The organism is Dyadobacter flavalbus, from assembly GCF_006149045.1.
Taxonomy (GTDB): domain Bacteria; phylum Bacteroidota; class Bacteroidia; order Cytophagales; family Spirosomataceae; genus Dyadobacter; species Dyadobacter flavalbus.
This window is the reverse complement of record NZ_VBSN01000027.1, coordinates 549,166-570,190: the sequence shown is the minus strand read 5'-3', so window position 1 is coordinate 570,190 and position 21,025 is coordinate 549,166. Positions and strand designations below refer to the sequence as shown.

General features: G+C 44.3%; 14 protein-coding genes. 4 read left to right on the top strand and 10 right to left on the bottom strand.

The features are described from left to right. Positions 1–78 precede the first annotated feature (78 nt). On the bottom strand, positions 79–1,107 hold the full coding sequence (locus FEM33_RS07635; protein ID WP_139011466.1) for a hypothetical protein: 1,029 nt from the start codon (positions 1,105–1,107) through the stop codon (positions 79–81). Positions 1,108–1,344: 237 nt separating this feature from the next. Continuing rightward, positions 1,345–2,745, bottom strand: coding sequence for a S8 family peptidase (locus FEM33_RS07630; RefSeq protein WP_229214167.1), 1,401 nt, complete (start codon positions 2,743–2,745; stop codon positions 1,345–1,347). Between the two features lie 237 nt (positions 2,746–2,982). Between FEM33_RS07630 and FEM33_RS26900 the strand changes: the two genes are divergently transcribed. Together FEM33_RS26900 and FEM33_RS07620 are read left to right on the top strand one after the other, a co-directional pair. Beyond that, positions 2,983–3,186 carry a hypothetical protein gene (locus FEM33_RS26900; protein WP_310588810.1) on the top strand — a complete coding sequence of 68 codons (204 nt, stop codon included), beginning with the start codon at positions 2,983–2,985 and terminating at the stop codon, positions 3,184–3,186. A gap of 137 nt (positions 3,187–3,323) precedes the next feature. Then, the gene (locus FEM33_RS07620; RefSeq protein WP_229214134.1) at positions 3,324–3,794 is read left to right on the top strand and encodes an SRPBCC family protein; all 471 of its coding nucleotides are present in this window, start codon (positions 3,324–3,326) and stop codon (positions 3,792–3,794) included. 256 nt (positions 3,795–4,050) lie between these two features. On the opposite strand, the gene FEM33_RS07615 is transcribed toward FEM33_RS07620, so the two are convergent. The 8 genes from FEM33_RS07615 to FEM33_RS07580 form a co-directional block, all read right to left on the bottom strand. Further along, the gene (locus FEM33_RS07615; RefSeq protein WP_139011464.1) at positions 4,051–5,466 is read right to left on the bottom strand and encodes an APC family permease; all 1,416 of its coding nucleotides are present in this window, start codon (positions 5,464–5,466) and stop codon (positions 4,051–4,053) included. A gap of 215 nt (positions 5,467–5,681) precedes the next feature. Further along, complete coding sequence (gene tnpA, locus FEM33_RS07610) at positions 5,682–6,140, bottom strand: IS200/IS605 family transposase (RefSeq protein ID WP_139011463.1); 459 nt, start codon at positions 6,138–6,140, stop codon at positions 5,682–5,684. A 206-nt stretch (positions 6,141–6,346) separates the two neighbouring features. Then, positions 6,347–7,606, bottom strand: a complete 1,260-nt coding sequence (locus FEM33_RS07605; RefSeq protein WP_139011462.1) for an NAD(P)/FAD-dependent oxidoreductase — start codon at positions 7,604–7,606, stop codon at positions 6,347–6,349. Between the two features lie 141 nt (positions 7,607–7,747). After that, entirely contained in the window at positions 7,748–8,749 is a 1,002-nt protein-coding gene (locus tag FEM33_RS07600; RefSeq protein ID WP_139011461.1) for a 4-hydroxyproline epimerase, read from the bottom strand. Between the two features lie 115 nt (positions 8,750–8,864). After that, on the bottom strand, positions 8,865–10,346 hold the full coding sequence (locus FEM33_RS07595) for an aldehyde dehydrogenase (NADP(+)) (RefSeq protein ID WP_229214133.1): 1,482 nt from the start codon (positions 10,344–10,346) through the stop codon (positions 8,865–8,867). 381 nt (positions 10,347–10,727) lie between these two features. Next, on the bottom strand, positions 10,728–11,666 hold the full coding sequence (locus FEM33_RS07590) for a dihydrodipicolinate synthase family protein (protein ID WP_139011460.1): 939 nt from the start codon (positions 11,664–11,666) through the stop codon (positions 10,728–10,730). Positions 11,667–11,789: 123 nt separating this feature from the next. After that, entirely contained in the window at positions 11,790–13,724 is a 1,935-nt protein-coding gene (locus tag FEM33_RS07585; protein ID WP_139011459.1) for a DUF3857 domain-containing protein, read from the bottom strand. A 14-nt stretch (positions 13,725–13,738) separates the two neighbouring features. Next, complete coding sequence (locus tag FEM33_RS07580; RefSeq protein WP_139011458.1) at positions 13,739–15,775, bottom strand: DUF3858 domain-containing protein; 2,037 nt, start codon at positions 15,773–15,775, stop codon at positions 13,739–13,741. 219 nt (positions 15,776–15,994) lie between these two features. On the opposite strand from FEM33_RS07580, the gene FEM33_RS07575 reads away from it, so the two are divergent. Further along, entirely contained in the window at positions 15,995–17,086 is a 1,092-nt protein-coding gene (locus tag FEM33_RS07575; protein ID WP_139011457.1) for a Gfo/Idh/MocA family protein, read from the top strand. A 710-nt stretch (positions 17,087–17,796) separates the two neighbouring features. Continuing rightward, positions 17,797–21,024 (top strand): SusC/RagA family TonB-linked outer membrane protein, encoded by a 3,228-nt coding sequence (locus tag FEM33_RS07570; RefSeq protein ID WP_139011456.1) that lies wholly within the window; start codon positions 17,797–17,799, stop codon positions 21,022–21,024. Position 21,025 lies beyond the last annotated feature (1 nt).

The following is a 21,025-nucleotide window of genomic DNA, read 5'->3' as shown; positions in this document are numbered from 1 at the left end:
ATGATTGGAAATAGCCAGAAAACAGAACCGGAAAGTTCTGCAACAACCTTATGCTTGACGCCGGCACAAAAAAGGTAATTACTGGTCTGACAAGTCATTTGTCAATGTCCAGATTTCATCCTTGAAAAAGGTGGAGTTTGTTTTCGGATCCTTTGTTATAATTGATCTGGTAACCTTTATAAAGGCAGGCCAGCCAGTATTCAAATCGATATAAGTGGTGGTGTACATCTCCGATTTCATGTCCAGCGCAGCCAGTTCTGTTTGCATTTGTTCATTGGGCTTGGCTCCTGCACTTTCACCAACCTGCTTTAAATAAGTACCATATTCTTTGATAAACCCACTCATATCTGCGTATTTCTCCAAATCAAACCGAGCTTCATTCAAGGAGTCCAGCGAGGAAAGGTAGATATAACAATCATATTTAATTGGTGTTGATGTGAATGCCTGCGGAGTAGATTCGGTAAAACGAAGCGTGTCGTTCAAGCCGGTATGATAGCCATGAAAATTATGGAAATGACTAATAAACGTTTCATAAACCGAGCTAAACAGCACTTTCCCATTTACCAGTTTTTCCATTACTGTGCTCAGGACCTTTTTTTCTGCTTCATCTTTCGATTTAAAATCATTTTGTGCCTTTTTACTCATTAATTGTACCAGGTCATCCAGCTTCTTTTCCACTGCTTCACGGTTGGTATAGCCCGTCAGGGCGCCGTTTGCATCTGTTGTGTAACGAAGTGTCAAATCATCGTTGGTCAAATTCAATTTTTCATAAGGAATTGCCGGGTCTTTGGACGTATCACGCTTGTTTTCAAGCATTGTATATTCTATGCCATATGACTTTTCGGTAGAATCGGTTACTGTAAACTGAACAATGCAGTCCAGCTCTGTCTTCTCTGATAGTAAGCTGTCTGCCTTGAAATTTTTGGTAACTTTATATGCACGAAATTTCTTCTTTTCGCCTTTGTTCCAATATGCAATTACGTCAATGGATCCAACCGTTGTATCCCTTGAAATCCATTGTGCATCGCTCACCGATTGTGAGTTAACATTTACAGGCAAACAAAAATGGACAAGAAGTGTAAAAAGCAACGTGTAGATAATTTTCATAAAAATTAATTTGAGAGAGTTTCAGGCAATTTACACGGGTCATTACAAATATTAATATTCTGCATCAACTTTCATTTTCCGTTCTTCCCAACTTGATCTGTTGAAATTTATTAAAAAAACGGCACCATGCCCGGCTGCATATTAAAACAAGCCGGGCATGGAGCAGTCAGTTATTAACTAGTAAATTCAAAATTGCTTTCAAGCTGAAATTCAACGCCTGAAAATTTATTCATCCGGCTATTTGCTCAATGCTGCATTTGCATCCAGCCTTGCGCCCGTTACTGTTTTTCCTGCAAGGGATGGCGTCGGCACAGCACTTGATAATATTGCATTTCTGATTTGTGCCACGGTAGCGCCGGGATGGGTGGATGCATAAAGCGCAACAGCTCCCGACACATGCGGCGTAGCCATGGAAGTTCCGTTGTAAGAAGAATAGGTATTGAATGCAGTGGTGGAATTGATGGCAACGCCCGGTGCACCGATATCAACCGTAGCGGCACCGTATTGAGAAAAACTGGCAAGTGCGCCGTTTTTATCAATGGCTGCTACCGAAATTACATTCGGAAGGTTGTAGTTGGCTGGATAACTTGCCGTAACATCATTGTTTGTTCCCGCATTGCCCGCAGCTGCAATAAACATGATCCCGGCATTGTTTGCACGGCTGATTGCATCAAAAAGCGCTTGTGAATAACCTCCGCCACCCCAGGAATTATTACTTGCCACTACATTAATGCCCCGGCTTTTAAGGTTTGTCAGGTAATCGACAGCCTTAACAGCATTGGCGGTTGTACCTCCTTTGCGTCCCAGAAACTTGGCGGAAATAAGCTTTACGTTCCAGTTGACACCCACAACGCCCTGATTGTTTGATTTGGCACCGATTGTACCTGCAACGTGCGTACCATGATTATCCAGCGTTCCTCTTGATCCTCCGTCGTAAATGGTGCCATCATTGTTGGCAAAGTCCCAGCCATTTACATCATCACTCAGCCCGTTTCCGTCATTGTCTACGCCGTCCGCAGGATCTGCCGGATTAACCCAAACCTGCCCGGCCAAATCAGGATGTGTAAATTGAATGCCTTCGTCTATAATTCCGATGTAAACAGAAGCGGACCCGGTTTTTCCTGCTGCCCATGCAGCTGCTGCATTGCTGCCATACGGGTTGGCAGGTGAAGTTCCGGCACCGTACATTCCCCAGAGCGATCCGTTTGTAAAGTATGAATCAACCGAAACGGCGGAATGATTGTAGATAAAGTTCGGCTCTGCAAAATCCACTCCTTCTGCACCTTTCAGATCGGCAATTGCCTCGGCTACTTTCTTGTTAACCTTCACAAGCAATACGCCCTCTTTTTTACCCGCACGCTGCATTGCTTTGGTAAGGATTTTCTCAAACGGCTGCCCTTTTACCTTATCAAATGCTCTTTTTTTAACAGCTTCCGTAGCTCCTTCTGAAAACTGGATAAGCAATTCGCCTTCAACAAATTGACCTTCTGCATTCAGCTTCAGGTTGTTATCCGAAAGAACAGATGCAGGTGAATTCTGATTCTCAACTTCCACTTCCTTGCAACCAAACATTACAAAGGTGGCAGCAACAGCCATTTTCATTGTTCCCGAAGTCAAGAACGTGTATACTTTCTTCATCATTTTTTAAAATTTAAAGGTGCGATTTTTCATTCTAAAGTAAAGTAGAAAACACTGAATTAAAAAATTCATATCAACATATTTCAATTTACGTATAGTAGTATCACTACATTTGCCAACCATCGTATTATTAGAATAATGCAATCGTGTGAAATAATTATTTTAAAATATCGGATTAAAATTTTTCGCAACCAAAAAGTTGCATATATTTGCAACCAATAAGTTGCGCAACAGTTTTTGAAGGATGAAACAAGCCATATTCAGCCGATTGCTGATCCGGCCAGAAGAGCGGTTCCGGTGCTGACTGCAACGCAGGGAATGATGCCGAATGCACTTGCAGAACATTTTGACACTACCCGGCAAGCCGTGTCAAAGCACATAAAAGTACCGGCAGCTTATGAATTGCTGACGCAGAATAATGCTGGCCGCGAGATACATTAGCATTCTTAATGCACAGAAAATGAAAGAAGCAGACCGTTGGCTTTCACAATTCAAAAAGCACTGGAAAGATCGCTTTAATCAATTGGATCAAGTATTAATCAATCTAAATTCAGATAAAAATGAAAAGTAGCCTGTTAATGAATTTTTCCGTAGACAAGGAAAAAAGCAAGATCAAAGTCGAAAGAGAATTTGCAGCTCCGGTAGCAAAAGTCTGGGCTGCATTTACGGAAAGTGAAATTCTGGATCAGTGGTGGGCGCCAAAACCCTGGAAAGCCAGAACCAAAGAAATGGATTTCCGCGAAGGCGGTCACTGGCTGTATGCAATGATTGGCCCGGATGGTACGGAGCATTGGGCAAGAGCTGATTTCCAATCCGTAACGCCTTTGAAAAACTATACTGCCAAAGATAACTTTTGTGATAGCGACGGCAATCCGACCAACGCCATTGCGAGTGCAAGCTGGAATAATTCATTTTCCGGATCAGGAGAAATGACGCTGGTTGCCGTAGAAATACAGTTTGAAAAACTCGAAGACCTGGAAACACATATCAAAATGGGCTTTCAAGAAGGCTTTACAGCTGCACTCGAAAACCTGGATGCACTGCTTTAATGATTAGACAGATTCAAAAAGTTCCTTAATCAATAGCCAGTGCATTTGATTAAGGAACTGAATACTATCTGCAGTTTCCGGATTGTAGCGAAGTGAAACATGAAAAGTATGTGTTGCAGGATCTTTCTTTAAAACCACATATTTCAGAGGTTCAACTGTTTTTGCACAAGCTGAAAAAAGTGCACAATAAAATATCAGACCAACAAAGCAATAATGCAGCCGGTATTTCAAAGGAGCAGAATAGTAGTTTAAAACCTCAGGCAACGATTTGTCGTTTACCGATAAAATAATAAACCGGTATGCCGAGCAGTACAATGATGAGCCCGGGCCATGTGTATTCGGGTTTGTAAATGATAAGTAAAACGCAGAATGCAATGCCCATAATGATGTAAATTATTGGCAAAAACGGATATCCGAATGCTTTGTAAGGCCTTTCTGCATGCGGTCTTTTTTTCCTCAGGATAAATATTCCTGCAATGGTGAGCATGTAGAATACAACTACAACAAAGGAGATCATATCCAGCAAATTGCCGTACTTACCGCTGAGTGCCCATAAAGATGCGATCACGCACTGGATCCATAAACCAAATTCCGGAACCGCATTTTTGTTTAATTCTCCTACTTTCCGGAAAAACAAACCGTCTTTGGCCATTGAATAATAAACCCTTGCACCGGACATGATCAGCCCATTGTTACAGCCAAAGGTGGAAATCATGATCATGACGGCAATAATAATGGTTCCGGCGCTGCCAAAAATCACATGCGAAGCCGTTACTGCCACGCGGTCCTTATCCGAAGCGGCAATTTCCTGCAGAGACAAAACGCCCGTATACATGACATTGGTTAACAAATAAATTACGGTAACAATAATGGTTCCCAGTGCAAGACTTAACCCGATATTACGCTGCGGATTTTTAATTTCCCCTGCAATGAAAGTGACATTGTTCCAGGAATCGCTGCTGAAAATAGAACCGACCATGGAAGCAGCAATGGCACCGAAAGCTGCAATGGTAGTATAAGATTCAACACTTCCGTCGATATTCAGCTTGTGCAGGTCCCACATTGCTGTGGAATCCCAGTTCATGCTCCATATTTCAGGCTTCATGAAAATCAACCCGAATACAATCAGCCCGAGCAGGCTCAGCAATTTTGTAAGCGTAAATGTAGTTTGAATGATTTTTCCGCTGTTTACTCCACGTGTATTGATAAACGTCAGCAGAACAATAACGACAATGGACAATAACTGAGCCGGTGAGATTTTCAGCAAACCGAGGTCCAGTGCAACGATATCTTCGCTGAACTGCGGCAGCAGATAGGCGGTAAATTTGGCAAATGCCACAGCTACGGCAGCAATAGTGGCCGTCTGGATTACGGTAAAAAAGCTCCATCCGTACAGAAAGCTGACCAACGGGTTATAGGCTTCCTTCAAATAAATGTACTGACCGCCGGCTTTTGGAAACATGGCGCTTAACTCACCGTAACTGAGCGCAGCCGTGAGCGTCATAAAACCGGTTATCAGCCAGACAAACATCAGCCAGCCAACGCTTCCTGTATTTCTGGTTATATCGGCACTGACAATAAAAATGCCCGATCCGATCATACTGCCGGCAACGAGCATGGTTGCATCTACGAGACCTAATGAGGGTTTAAAGGACGTGCTTTCTTCTGGCATAAGGGCTTAAATTAATAGGAGTTCAGGTGTTTGGTCTGTAATCTACGTATTTATTCGAAACAATGAAATTGAAGCACGCAAACGCACATAGGATTCTAACAAGCATTTGAAACAAATGCAAACAATCCCGTCAGGGATCAAACCTTGGTAGAACATGGCAATGTTCGCGGGATGCCGCGTGCCGTCAGGCACGCAATGTTTGTTTACATGATCGTTCAGACATCATGAAATACATATCGTTCGTCGTATTGCACGTCATTTTTATCCAGCATTGTTAGATATTCTTTTCGAAACGATTTCTTGCTGTGATGTACTTCCTGATTCCTGATGTAATTGATGATTGTCGGTAATTGGGACTGCGAATAGGAAAATGCTCCAAATCCTTCCTGCCAGCTGAATTTTGTATTGATGAATTTATTTTTATTAATCCATTCGGAAGATTCTCCTTTTACCTTTTTCATTAAATCCGATAATGCCTGCGTTGGCCTCATTCCAATCAGGATATGAACATGATCCGGCATTCCATTAATTTGAAGTACCTTATGATTATGGTTCTGAATAATGCCCGTCATATATTTGAAAAGCTCATCTTTCCACGATGGATGAATAAGGCATTGGCGGTGTTTAACGGCAAAAACGATTTGTAAATGAATCTGTGTGTATGTGTTGGCCATTTTGATGTGTGTATAAATTATTAATGCAAATGCAATGTCGCAAAAGCATTTGAAAACCTAAAATTTTCAAAAAATGGCCATTGAAATCAAACGGAAATATATCCCGTACCTAACGGCACGAAAAAATCCGTTTATCAATCGCAATATCTGTGCTAGCGATGTTTTGTCCCTGACGGGACAATTTTTCTGGCAGGAAATCTGCCAATTTAATTATACCGTTCCGGGTTGTATAATTCTATATTCAGCGATAATGAATGCCGATTTGCCAGTTCTGATACAACTTTTCCGGTTGCCGGCCCCAGACTGATTCCCATCATGCCGTGACCGCCAGCTACAATCAGGTTTTTCAGCTTGCTGCTGTATCCCAGATACGGCAATCCATCCGGAGAGCAGGGACGAAAACCATACCATATATTTTCCTTTGCAGGCATTTTTACATTCAGCTCAGGGTAATATTTCGGAATGGAATGAACGATTCCTTCTACACGGTTCAAGTTGATCTGATCGTTTACAGCCGCAAGTTCCATGGTTCCGCCAAAGCGAACCTGTCCGTTCATTGGCGTAACGGCCACGCGTGCTTCAATCAGCAGTGCCGGTGTTCTGATTGGATGCTCGGCATTTGGCTCCATAAATGAATATCCTTTTCCCGGCATTACCGGAATGGACAAACCAGCCATTCTGGAAAGCTGGGGCAGCCAGGAGCCTCCGGTCATAATAACAATATCTCCTTCATAAGATCCCTTCGAGGTATTTACCTTTTTGATTTCACCATTCCGGATTTCATAATTCAATACCTCTGCACTGGTAACAACTTCCGCTCCGTTTGACTTGACAGCATTTAGAAGCTGCGAAAACAATGCTGACGGATACAAATGTGCATCGCACTGATAATGAACGGCCCCCATTACATCCAGCTTTATTCCGGGCTCGATGGCCTGCACCTGCTCCTTGCTGAGCATCTCAATCTCCAATCCGAGCTTTTGCCCGTCTTTTGCTACATGAATTTCTTCTTCGCCGGCTTTTTCGGTTTTATAAAGCATTAAAATGCCTTTGTTTTCCATACCAAAATCAAAGCCATCCCTGGCAAGATCTTCGTAAAGTTGCTTGCTAAGCAAATGGTAATCTCTCAAAAAAGGTGCAGCGCGTTCCACATTTGCCGGTGTTGCACTTTTCATAAATTTCAATCCCCACGAAAGCAAAGACAGATCCAGCGAAGGTTTTACATAAAACGGGCTCCGGCTGTTGAACATCCATTTGATACCCTTAGAAATCATGCCCGGCGCAGCAAGCGGAATAAAATGGCTGGGAACGATCATTCCGGCATTGCCTTGCGAGCAGTTATCCGCCAGGTCTCCCTTATCAATCAACGTTATTTTCCAACCGCTTTTCAGCAAGTAATAAGCCGAGGTCAATCCCATTATTCCGCCGCCGATTATTGTGGCATTCCCTTTATATGCAGTGTTCATTTTATATGCAGTGTTCATTGAATTTGTTAAATGTGGGCCGAAAAATGTGAGATGCCGGCTTGTTGACTGATGACTTTTCGGTTACGGATTATTGACAAAAAACGAACCGCCGGCAGCCAAAAGCTAACGGCCAACTGCTTATCATAAAACCTGAAATCCGTATGCGTACGGGTCCTCTTCGTCGTCTATAAAAATCGTATTGTAACCTGTAACCACCGCCCAGCCTTCAATGCCGGGAATAATGGCCGGTTTATTGCCAATATGAACTTCATCTTCAACAGTACCGATGAACTTGGAACCAATAATACTTTCGTGAATGAATTGATCCCCTTTGCCTAATTTTCCTTTGGCATGCCATTGCGCCATCCGTGCGGAAGTTCCGGTTCCGCATGGTGAACGGTCAATGGCTTTGTCACCGTAAAAAACGGCATTTCGCGCTGTTGATGTCGGATCAAGCGGCGCTCCTGCCCATAACAAATGGCTCAGGCCATTGATATGCTCATTTTCGGGATGTACAAATGTGTACTGCTCGTTCATTCTTTTCCGACAAACCCGGCTCCAGCTGATCAGCTGGTCTGCGGTATAGTTTTCAATGCCTTTGAAATTTTCCTGAGGATCAACAATGGCGTAAAAATTTCCGCCGTAAGCAACATCCACCGTCAGCATTCCCAGATCAGGACATTCAACCTGTAAATTTTCTGCGGCAAGAAAAGATTTTATATTGATCAGCTTAACGGATTTCACCTTTTTGCCCTCCTGAACGTATTCCACCAATACCAGCCCGGCCGGTGTTTCCAATCGTAATTTTCCGGGAATTTTAGGTGTTACAAGTCCTTCCTCAATGGCAATCGTTACAGTTCCGATTGTTCCGTGACCGCACATGGGCAGACAACCGCTCGTCTCAATGTAAAGTACGCCTATGTCATTAGCAGGATCAACGGGCGGGTACAAAATGCTGCCGCTCATCATATCATGTCCGCGCGGCTCAAACATCAGGCCTTTGCGGATCCAGTCGTATTCTTTCAAAAAATGAAGCCTGCGCTCCATCATGCTGTTACCCTGCAGCAGCGGGCCGCCGCCAGCAACGACGCGCACCGGATTTCCGCAGGTATGAGCATCAATACAAAAAAAAGTTTTACGCATATGATTTTTAGCTGTTAGCTTTCTGGCTATTAGCTGTTTGCTTCTGGCTTTTAACCGGCTTTGTGAAGTATGAAATTACTTGATTGCCGGGCTTATTGTTTTTTATAATGAACGGCTAGATGCCGATGGACTTTTTTGTAATTTCGTTATCAACAGTTCTGAAAATTCCAAGCGGATTCGCATTTTGCAGTTCTTCCGGCAAAAGTTCATCCGGCCAGTTTTGAAAACTTAGCGGACGTACAAACCGTTTGATCGAATCCGGGCCTACGGAAGTAAATTGCACATTGCTCGACGAAGGAAAAGGCCCGCCATGATGCATGGATTTACAAACTTCTACGCCCGTCGGGAAGTTGTTCAGAAGAATTCTTCCGCATTTGTCCTGCACTACTTCCAGCAATTCATCATTCCCGGCAAGATCCTCACTGGTTGCCAGAAATGTTGCGGTTAACTGTCCGTGCATTTTTCCTGCAACAGAAATCATTTCATCAGCATCCTGGCATTTGATAATCAATGCAAAAGGGCCGAAAACTTCTTGCTGCAATGTGTTATTTTTAAGAAAATTCTCTCCGGTTGCAGTAGCAACCATAGCCGATCCCTGACCTTCTTCTGCCTCTGTTGCAGCCACGGCAAGCACGTCTACACCCGATTGCGACATCACTTTCTGACTTGCAGAAATATAGCTGCTTGCAATCATTTCGTTGAGCATATTCGATGGCGCTACTTGCACGATTTCTGCCTGCAAAGCTTCTGTAAACTGCCCAAGTGCTTCGCTGTCAATAGCTATAACCAACCCGGGATTGGTGCAAAACTGTCCTACTCCCAATGTAAGGGAAGCTGCATACTGCCTGGCAAGTTCCGGCGCGGAGGTATTTAGCTTTCCTTCCAGTACAAAAACCGGATTCACACTTCCCATTTCGGCAAAAACAGGAATGGGTACTTCCCGTTTGGAAGCAATTTCGGCCAAAGCCATACCGCCACGGAAAGACCCCGTGAAACCAACAGCTTTAACAATCGGATGACTTACCAGAAACTGTGCTTCTTCGTGGGTTGCAAAATATACATGCGAAAATGTTCCTTCCGGAAAACCGCTTTTCTGAACGGCTCGCATAATGGCATCCGCCATGATCCGTGATGTTTCAGGGTGTCCCGGATGTGCTTTTACAACAACCGTACAGCCCGCTGCAATCGCACTGGCTGTATCTCCGCCTGCAGTTGAAAAGGCAAAAGGAAAATTACTTGCTCCAAAAACAGCAACTGGTCCGAGCGGCACATTGGTTTTCCTGATATCCGGTTTTGGCGGTACCCTGTCCGGATTGGCAGTATCTATGCTTGCATCAAATGAGTATCCTTTTTCAAGTGCTTCTGCATAGCTCCGCCATTGAAATACCGTCCTGCCTTTTTCTCCGGTAAGACGTCCTTCCGGTAAGTTGGACTCCCGTTGAGCTGTTTTAATCAAATCGGAATCAAGCGCTTCTATTTCATCAGCAATTGCTCTCATCAATGCAATCCGCTTCTGAACCGTATATTTTCTGATTGTAATAAAAGCTTCAAGCGATTTCTGCAATACAGCTTCCAATTCTTCTTTTGTAATATTCATATTTTATGGGTTAGCAGTCGATGAATGATTACAAACAGGGAACCGCTCTGCGGTTGCATGCTGCCTGTTCGCACAAGCGGCTCCGGAGGAGCCCTCTGTTTATAGAAACAATATGCATATTTAAATTTAACCATTCTTTGCTACAAACAGGAAACCGCTCTGCGGTTGAACGCTGCTTGTTCGCACAAACGGCTCCGGAGGAGCCTTTTGTTTATGGAAACAATATGCACATTTTAAATTTAACCATTCTTTGCTACAAACAGGAAACCGCTCTGCGGTTGCATGCTGCCTGTTCGCACAAGCGGCTCCAGAGGAGCCCTCTGTTTATAGAAAGTCGACATTCTTTTCAAGGCATAGCGCGGCTCCGGAGGAGCCTCCTTGCTATGCAACCGGCGTATCTATTGTTAAATTCAAATAATCCGGCAATGCAGGCTGCGTTTCGATTGCCTTGTTGATAATGGCAAGAACTTTTTCCCTTTCCGCACCTTCCAGAACCAGCCTGGGCGCACGCACATATTCTGAACCGATTCCCGCAACGGCTGCTGCAAGCTTGATATTCTGTACAAGCTTGGGATGAATATCCAGTTCCAGAAGCGGCAGATACCAGCGGTAAACGCTCAATGCCTCTTTATACATGCCTGCTTTTACAAAATTAAAAATTGCCACCGTCTCCTTTGGAAATGCATCCACCAATCCGCCTACAACGCCGTCTGCCCCAAGCATTACTTCTTCCATAATCAATGTATCAACACCGCAGAATATCCGGAAACGATCCCCGAAACGATTAAACAACCTTGTCACATTACTTACATCACGGGTGGATTCTTTGATAGCATGAACATTCGGGATTTTGGCCAGCTCTTCAAACATATCCAGCGTCACTTCAATCTTGTAATCAACCGGATTGTTGTAAATCATCAGCGGCAAAGCAGTACTTTGTGCAATGGTTTTGAAATAGGTAACAGTTTCAAGATCATCTGCTTTGTAACGCATGGGCGGCAAAACCATCAAGCCGTCTGCTCCGATGGATTCTGCTTCCTTTGCAATACTGACCGCCTCTGCTGTGGACTGTTCTGCGATGCACAGGACAACAGGAAAACCGGCCGGAACAAATTGTTTGGCAAACCTGATCAGCTCCATTTTTTCAGCTCTTGTAAGCGTACTTGCCTCGCCCAATGAACCCGAAACAATAGCGCCGGTAACTCCCGCCTCAATCTGAACTTCCAGATTTTTACGGAACATTTCAAAATCAATTGTATCGTCTGATTTAAAAGGTGTAACCAATGCGGGAAAAATACCCTGCCACGATTCTTTGTTCATGCTGAATTATATTTAGGATAATGTATATCTTTTTTGTCAAAGGTAAATGATTGACAAGCTATGAATATTCGCTGGATTTAATCAATAATATACAGATTTTAACCTTTTGACAAACAATTGTCTTTATGGCTTGTTTTCCACAAATACAACCTGTGCCCGATCTGCCTTGCGGATCTTTTTAAGGAAATCAATCCACGCAGCAAAATCCTTTGATTCATAACGTCCGCCGTTGAGCACCAGTTTTCTGGAACAAACCAGTTTGTTATCCGCATAACTTATTTTTGATTCATAGGTACCGAACAATGAACTGATCTGATAGGCAGGCAATGTAGTTTCCAGCTTGTATGCCGCAGGAATTACGTAAGAAACCGTATCCAGATCTGTAAAATTGTACTCTGAAAAAGGCAGATAAAAATCAGTAGTCCGTTCCGTCAAGACAGGCAGTTCCATGGGCCGGCTCAGCAAATTGGGCTTGACGAATAAACGTGCACCCGCTTTCGTTGCGCAGTTTCTTATATTCAGGCTCAGCTTTTCGGTAATGGTTGGCTCCTGATCTTTCCCTTCCATCAATTCAAACTGCTGCAAATCAAGACTTGGCAGGTTTATATGATTCATCAGCCATTTCCTTTGTTCCTCCTTATTTCCGTTATGTAAAAGACGGTTGCGGGATTCCTGCTGAAGGCCGGCATACAATGCATGCACTTCGACCTGGCCATTTCCGCTTTCTTCCAGGTTTACGCTTGTACGGCTGTTCCGGATATTATGATGGGATTTGTAATCGCGCGTTGAAACCAGTTTTCCGCCTTCCGGCATCACCAGCAGTGCATGACGGCTGCCGGTAAATGTACCCATAAAATCAGGTTGTGTTGTCTGGCTGGTGCATTCCAGCCACATGGTATCCTTTGCGGCTATGGCGCAGGCAATTACATGATTAAACTGGCTGCTCGGAAAATCTGTTTTCATTTGAGCCCCTTCACCTGCTCTGATCAGTGCGGGGTAACAGGTTATTCCTGCCTGCCGCAATGCCGCAAGTGTAAAATTGGTCAGCGCCTTGCAATCACCGTAACCTTTGTTTGCAACAGTGAGCGCATCTATGGTTTGCCAGCCGCCGATGCCAAGCTGAATACTTACATATCTGGAACGGGACTGCATCCACTTGTAAATCCGCTGCACTTTCTCCTTTTCCGACCTGACATCTTTGACCAATGTTTTTATTTCAGAAACAATCGCGGGCGGAAGCACATCCCTGCCGGCATTTAACGTATAATAGAACCGGCTTAAATCTTCCCAGCTGTCAAAGTTCCCCCTGTAATCCTGTATCTCGAATTCGGACGGAGCCGCCATCACCATCGGCGTAAATTCCATGAGCGGCAATGGATACAAGTCTCGTTTTGGATTTACTGCATAGTTTTCAATCGTCCAGAGATATACATCAGCGCCATCCGCTACCGATTTTTTAACCGGTGAAATTCCGTTGTATTCTTTGTAACGGAACTTGAATCCAGCCGGCGCCTTGATTTTGTATTCGGCATGCTCAACCGCAGCATGCACATTTGCAACCGGCATCCATTTCGGATAAAACATCATATTCCGGTCTCTGGTCTCATAGCTGTACTCGATTGTATAAGGGTAAGGATAACTTTTCTTGCCGAAATCCGCCAGTTTTACCCTTGCATCCGTAATATCATCACCCGAGGAACCATATCCGTAATCATCAATATCCGCGTTTTTAAGCTTTTTCACAAGCTTTCCATCGGCAGCATACAGGCTTCCGCTGATATCCGTAATCTTGGTGAATTTGTCGTAGCCAACCATTAGCCGGCTATATTCCTCCTCTCCTTTTTCATTCAGTACCGTTACTACGGTGCGGCTGTGCAGCCTGGCTTCGCCTTTGGATTCTATTTCCCAGAAAGTTTCATCAAGCCGGATTACAGCATCTGCATCTTTCATCAGTTCCGGACTGATCTTGCTGACGTCATAGGATTGTCCGGACACGCTGGACGACAAGGCAATGTACACCTGCACTAGCATGCAGGATATCAGAAATTTGATTTTCATGTTGTATAGTGTGATCAGTTGACTCTTTTCTTGATGACAAGCGGCTGTGCATGTTTCTGAACGACTCTTTCAAAAAACTCTTTCAGATCATGATATTCATCCGGCAGAAAGCGGGTTTTATTGACCAGCAATGAACTGTTAACCTGAATTACGTTTCCTGTCTGACGGATTTGATAAGCAAATTTTCCTGCTTTTTCAGGAAGCACGATTACTTCCGGCTTTGGAATTTCTTCCAGCATATATCCGTCCGGCAGTTTGAAGTTGCCGATATAGGAGTGTGCGATTCCGCTTGTAAGGTCCAGTGGATAAATCCGGTCTTTTGACTTCAGCGGATTGCTTGCCCATCTTCCGGCCATCATTGGATTAAAGTAAAATACATCGGGAGACGAATTTTCATCCAGCAGTTCAAAGTCACAGGTTACGTTGACAGTACTTTTCAGGTCTTCACTTGCATTTTTGACAGCGATATTCTGAATCGTCCATTCCGGAGCCTGCTTTTTCAAATCCTCATGAAACACATTTTCCGGTTCATTCACATATTTTCCCCGCCAACGAAGGGCTTCATAACCGCCGTAGGAAATGGTATAATTACCTTTGACACTTCCTTCCTCCGGAATAATTTCTGCATTGATCATTTCCAGTTTGCTCTGACTATCTTTCGGGACGATGTCCAGAAAACGTCCCGCTCCTTTTCTGGGGATCAGTCTTCCAGAACCGTTCAGTGCATGTTCGGGCAGCAGGCCGGCTTTTGCATAAGGCTGTGTTGCATCCAGCAAATACTCCTTTTCGCCGATCTGCACATGGCTGATTACATAATTGAAACTTTCAAGCAATGGAATTTCCTTGTAAATCTGTCCGTGTGAACGTGTGCTGAGAAGTACAGGATTACATTCCAGTTCAAGCTCCCGGAGCAAAGTTGTAAGTACAAGATTGATTTCCGTGGCATTTCCTTTTCTGTTGTCATAAGCTTTCCTGACGCCGCCATTAGAACCCAGACCGGCGTACCCGTCCCATTTCATGTAATTCTGAATACTGGAATAAGCCATTTCCATTTTTTCCTCAGGCGTTTTTGCAGCCCTTATAATTTCGTCCCTTTTTTCCTTCAGGTAAGATGATTTCCGCAGTTCACCGCCAAACCAGTTTACTTCATCCAGTGTTTTTTCAACATCACTCCAGGTTTGGGAATAATGCTTTGTCATTTCTCCGGGTATATAAAGGCTTGACAGTTCGAAGTTGATTTTGGAAAGATAATCGAGCTCTGTTGTAATATAAGGCTCATTTACGAAAGCCGGAGCATCTTTAACCACAAACCGGTATGCAATTCCCTGACCGTCAAATCTGCTGTGGCCTACATTGACAACCGTTTGTTCCTGTTTGTTGATATAAAGCGGAAGGTAACCGCTCATTGTCGTTTTGTAACTGAGAAAATGGGGAATGACAATGCGGTACTCACTCCATTTGGAAGGAATGGAGCCCTGAAAACGCCATGTATCCGGTTTGTCCCTGACATTCAGCGGCGTTGTACGGCTGTAAGCATACTCGATAACAGAACCTTTTTTTACATTCGGCAAATTGAATTTCAGAACATAATTCACATCGGATACCTTTTCTCTTTTCACCGACTTTTTGTCCAGTGCGGAGGCAACTATTTTTCCTCCTTCCAGATTGTAGGTAAATCCTCTCAGGTCTGAAATAACTTCCTCTTTGTCTACACTGGAACCGTCATAATACGGCAGCGAAACAGATGCGCGGTCCAGCGCGGATTCTTTCAGGATCTTGATCCTGACCCAGGTGTCCATGTTGATCATTATTCCTCTGAGCTTGTCATAGGAAAAGGTCACATCCCCGTAATCATAAAGATAAACTGCATCGGCGGTACTGTCGCCGGGATAGGCGTTCATTTCCAGAGAAGCATGGTCTACAACGCTGAACTTTGGCTTGAAGTCTTCCTGGGAAAAAGCATTAAAAGAAATGAAGGATAAAAAAGCAAAGGCAACAGCCTTCCTTTGGACAGCGCAGGACAGTTTGCGCCCAAGTAAACAAATTGACATACAACAAATAGATAGAGGGTAGATTTTAATACAAAATTTTGCAGATATTCTTAATTTTCAAAGTTTTACTACAACAGATTGTATATTTTTTTTCAGTAAAAAGTGTCCAGGGGTAAAAACAGATTAAAATGCCTATTTTTGACACAAAAATGAACTTCTGTTTGTTCTGCAGTCATCTGTTCCTGAAAACCCAAAATCATTAACACTACCTATTTTATTATGTCATCTTCACAAAATGGAAATCCACTACGCGTTCTGGTCGTTGGTTGTGGTAATATGGGTGCATCCCATGCGTTTGCTTATCAGCTACTTGACGGTTTCGAGATTTGCGGGATCGTCTCTACCGGCAAAAGCAAGGAAGTTCTGAATGAAAAGCTTGGCGGCGGATACAGCCTGTTCAGCGACTACGAAACGGCGCTGAAAGAAACCAGGCCGGATGCCGTTTGTATTTCCACTTACCCCGATACGCATGAAAACTTTGCTGTCATGGCATTGGAGCATGGCGCGCATGTTTTTATAGAAAAACCGCTTGCAGATACTGTTGAAGGTGCTAAAAGAGTTGTTGAAGCTGCGCAGAAAGCCGGCAAGAAAGTTGTAGTAGGCTATATTCTGCGCGTGCATCCTTCCTGGGAACGTTTCGTTGCCGAAGCACAGAATCTCGGAAAGCCGCTTGTCATGCGCATGAACCTGAATCAGCAGAGCCATGGCTACATGTGGAGCGTTCACCGTAATCTGATGAAAAGCCTGAGCCCGATTGTAGACTGCGGCGTTCATTACATTGATGTGATGTGCCAGATGACACGCTCGAAGCCGTTGCGTGTGAATGCCATCGGCGCACGCATGACGGAAGATATTCCGGCAGGAAATTACAATTACGGCCAGCTTCAGATCTGGTTTGAAGATGGTTCCGTAGGCTGGTATGAAGCCGGCTGGGGACCAATGATCAGTGAAACTGCATTCTTTGTAAAGGATGTGATCGGACCGAAGGGCTCCGCTTCCATCGTGGCCAAAGATGCAGGCGGAAGCGGCAAATCGTCTTCTGTTGAAGCGCATACAAAAACCGAATCCATCCGCGTGCATCATGCCGAACTGAACGAGCAGGATGAATTCGTACATCAGGATACGTGGATCAATCTGGAAGACGAACCGGATCATCAGGAGCTTTGCAACCGTGAACAGCGTTATTTCCTGAAAGCAATTACAGAAAACCTGGATCTTACGGACCATCTTCAGGATGCCGTTACCAGTCTGCAGATTGCTTTTGCATGCGATGAATCTGTTAAAACAGGCCGTACCGTAGACCTTGTTTAACCTCCTTACTTCAAGGAACCCGAAAGCCCATCAGACCAGCCGGACACAGGCTGGTTTGATGGGCTTTTTTCTTTGCCGGCCATAAGTATCTGTACAGCTGTTTAGACTTCTTTCTGCGGTAAAAAAGATCATCCAAACTTAACATTCAGAAATAGTATGAATACGTGCCGCAGCTACTTTTCTTATACAGGAATGGAGCTAAGTATCTGATTACATGGAATGAACACTTTTATGAACTATTATTTCTGCAAACGTTTGCACAAATATTTATGTTTTTCTTTGGACGCCATTTAAATATTCTTGTTAAATATTATAATATTGCAACATGTTTTTAAGCGATTTAATTAATTCCAGATTTGGCATAATAAAACCCAAACCAGTCACCAGGGCTGAAATGCCGGAAAAGTTAATATTCAATAACCCCTTCATAAACGGCAGCATTGTTGCTTTTTAATTATTCTGCTTTCCGGATTAATAGTTAACTGACTTTCCTGGCCAGAAGTAGTTTGAGATAAATTGTATTAATATTTGACTATAAGCATATTAATAATAAGTTAAACAAATCCAGCAATAAACATTCTTTCATGTTACGTAACTTAAAACCTGGCTTATGATGAAAAAACAACCTGACTGACTTAAATCTTTAAAACAAAAAAGTACTTACAATTTCCATTATTCAATGAAGAACGTTTAACTAACACAGACCTTAGATGAAAAATACCGATACCAAAAAATGGATGTTCCGAATGAGGAATATCCGGAATTCTTTATGTCTGCTGCCTGCACTTTCATGCTCGCTTATGGCAGTTGCCCATAACAAGATTGAATCCGGTCCTGCTGCTGTCATCAATGCAGATAAAACATTAAAAGGAAAAGTAACAGACAAGACAAACGGCGAAGGCCTTCCCGGCGTGAACGTCGTGGTGAAAGGTACAAGCACGGGAACAACTACGGACGGAACCGGAAATTATACGATTTCAGTTCCGGACAACGGCGCCACGCTTGTTTTCAGCTTTGTGGGTTATATAAGCCAGGAAATTGCCGTCGGCAACCGCAGCGAACTGGATGTGGCCATTGAGTCCGATTCCAAAGCGTTGAGTGAAGTAGTCGTTATCGGTTACGGTACCGCCAGAAAATCGGATCTGACCGGCGCGGTAGGTTCCGTTAAAGAAGAACAACTGAAAGAACGTCCGGCTCCTTCGCTGAACCAGGCTTTGCAGGGTAAAGTATCCGGGGTTCAGGTGAACGTTAACTCCGGACGTCCGGGCGGAAGAAGCAATGTGCGTATCCGTGGTTTCAGCTCCATCAACTCTTCCAACAACCCGTTGTACGTTGTGGATGGTGTCATGCTTCCGCAGGGAACACAAAACCAGTACAGCTCGGCGATTGACTATATCAACCCGAATGACATCGTATCGGTGGAAGTACTGAAAGATGCATCTTCAACGGCTATTTACGGTGCAAGAGGTGCCAATGGTGTAATCCTTATCCAGACCAAAAAAGGAAGATCGGGCGAAGGAGTCATTACTTACAATGTAGATGTGAGCGTACCGACGATCGGGCCGAAAAGACCGCATACGCTGAATGCACAGCAGTATCTGGATGTTGAGGATCTTGCCTATGCAAACATCGAAAAGTTTGACCCTGCGGGCTGGGCTTCCGGAAAATATGCCAACCTGAACCCGCAAACGCGCAGAAGAGACTTTTCAGTGCAGCACCCGGATGTATTTACGTTGGCGCCGGATGGCAGCTACAAGCCAAACTATGATACAGACTGGTTCAAAGAAGCAACGCAGAATAAAATTTCCCAAAACCATCAGCTGGGTTTCAGCGGCGGTAATGAAAGAACAACATACGCTTTGTCTCTTGGCTACCGCGATGATCAGGGTTTACTGAAAGAATCTTACCTGAATCGTTATTCAACGCGTTTCAGCATTGACGATCAGGTTAAAAAATGGCTTAAAATCGGAGCAACGCTGAGCTATAACAACCAGAGTGAAAACCTAGTGGACATCAACGATGCCGTGCCTCGCCAGATGGTTGAAGATTTCCCTTTTCTACCTGTACGGTACCCGAACGGAACTTTTGCCAACAACAGGGATTACCCTCAGGCAGAAGGCTCATTCAGCTCGATTCACAGGTTAACCGGACGTAAATACATTGTGAACACGGCTACTACATTGGGTAGCTTGTACGGCAATCTTACGCTGGCAAAAGGCCTGGAACTACGTTCTGTTTTAGGTATAAACGTTGTTAACCAGGAAGTAAACCAATCGCAGACACGTACTTTGGCCATATCCGAATTCGGTACAGCCAGCAAAGACGCCAGAAAAGAAACTTTCTGGTCATGGGAAAACTACCTGACTTACAACAAAACAGTCGGCATTCATGCATTTAACGCACTTGCGGGTATTTCATGGCAAAAAACGAATGTTGCAACCACAGCTGCAAGCGTTCGTAACTTCTCAACGGATTATTTCGGATACGAAAACCTGGGTGCAGGTGCCACACTGCCGGGTGTAAACTCAGGTGCACAAAGCTTTGCATTCAACTCGTACTTTGGACGTGTCAACTATACCTTGCTTGACAAGTATCTCGTTACGTTTACAGGTCGTGCGGATGGATCTTCCAAGTTCGGGGATAACCATAAATTCGCATTTTTCCCTTCTGCTGCCCTGGCATGGAAAGTATCTGACGAAGAATTCCTGAAAGGCAATTCCGTCATTTCCGGTCTGAAACTTCGTACAAGCTACGGTTTGACGGGTAACTCCGAAATTCCTCCGTATTCCTCCTTGTCTCTGCTAAGCTCTACCTACGCTACGGTTTACAACGATGCAAGAGTAAGCGGAACGGGTATCAACAGATTGGCTAACCCTGATCTGAAATGGGAAAAAACGGCACAAACCGATGCGGGTATTGAAATCAGTTTCCTGAAAGGCAGAATTTCTGTTGAAGCCGATTTTTATTACAGAAAAACCACGGACATGCTTCTGGATGCGCCGGTACCACGTTCAAGCGGTTATGCTGTAATCAGAAAGAACATCGGTTCCATGCAGAACAAAGGGTTTGAATTTACTCTGAACACAACGAACATTGAAAGAGGTGACTTCACCTGGAACACAAGCTTCAATATTTCATTGAACAGAAACAAAGTGCTTTCACTGGCAACACCTTCCGACATTTTCGGTGTGGGCGGTCCTAACTTTACAAACCAGACGGGTATTATCCGCATCGGTGAGCCGGTTGGATCGTTCTGGGGACTTATCCGTGAAGGAACATGGAGCGAAGCGGAAAGAGATCAGGCTGCGAAATTCACCAGCTACCGCAATAACCTGACGATGCTTCCGGGCGATATCAAATACCGCGACATCAACGGCGATGGTGCTATTACAGATGCTGACCGTACAATTATCGGAAACGGTAGCCCGAAAGCATGGGGTACCTTCTCCAACACCGTTCGTTTCAAAAATTTCGATCTTACCTTTGATGTACAGTATTCATACGGTAACGACGTCATGGACATGACGCTTCACCCGAGCGAAGACCGTGTTTCGATTGCCAACAGCTACACGACCGTTCTGAATGCATGGACGCCAACCAACCAGAACACGCCGGTTGCACAGATTCGTGAAACAAGAGCAGGATATGTTACAAACGTAGATTCGCACTGGATTTTCGACGGATCGTTCCTGCGCGGAAGAAACCTTTTGCTGGGCTACAACATTCCGTCCGATGTGGTCAGCAAAATCAAACTCAGCAAACTGAGAGTTTATCTTTCTGCCCAGAACTTCTTCCTGCTTACCAAGTACCCGCACGGCGATCCGGAAGTTACACCTACAAACGGAGATCAGAACAGCAACGTTTTCTCTCAGGGTATGATCTGGCACGGCTATCCGAAACCAACTACTTACATGGCAGGTTTACAGATCGCATTTTAAC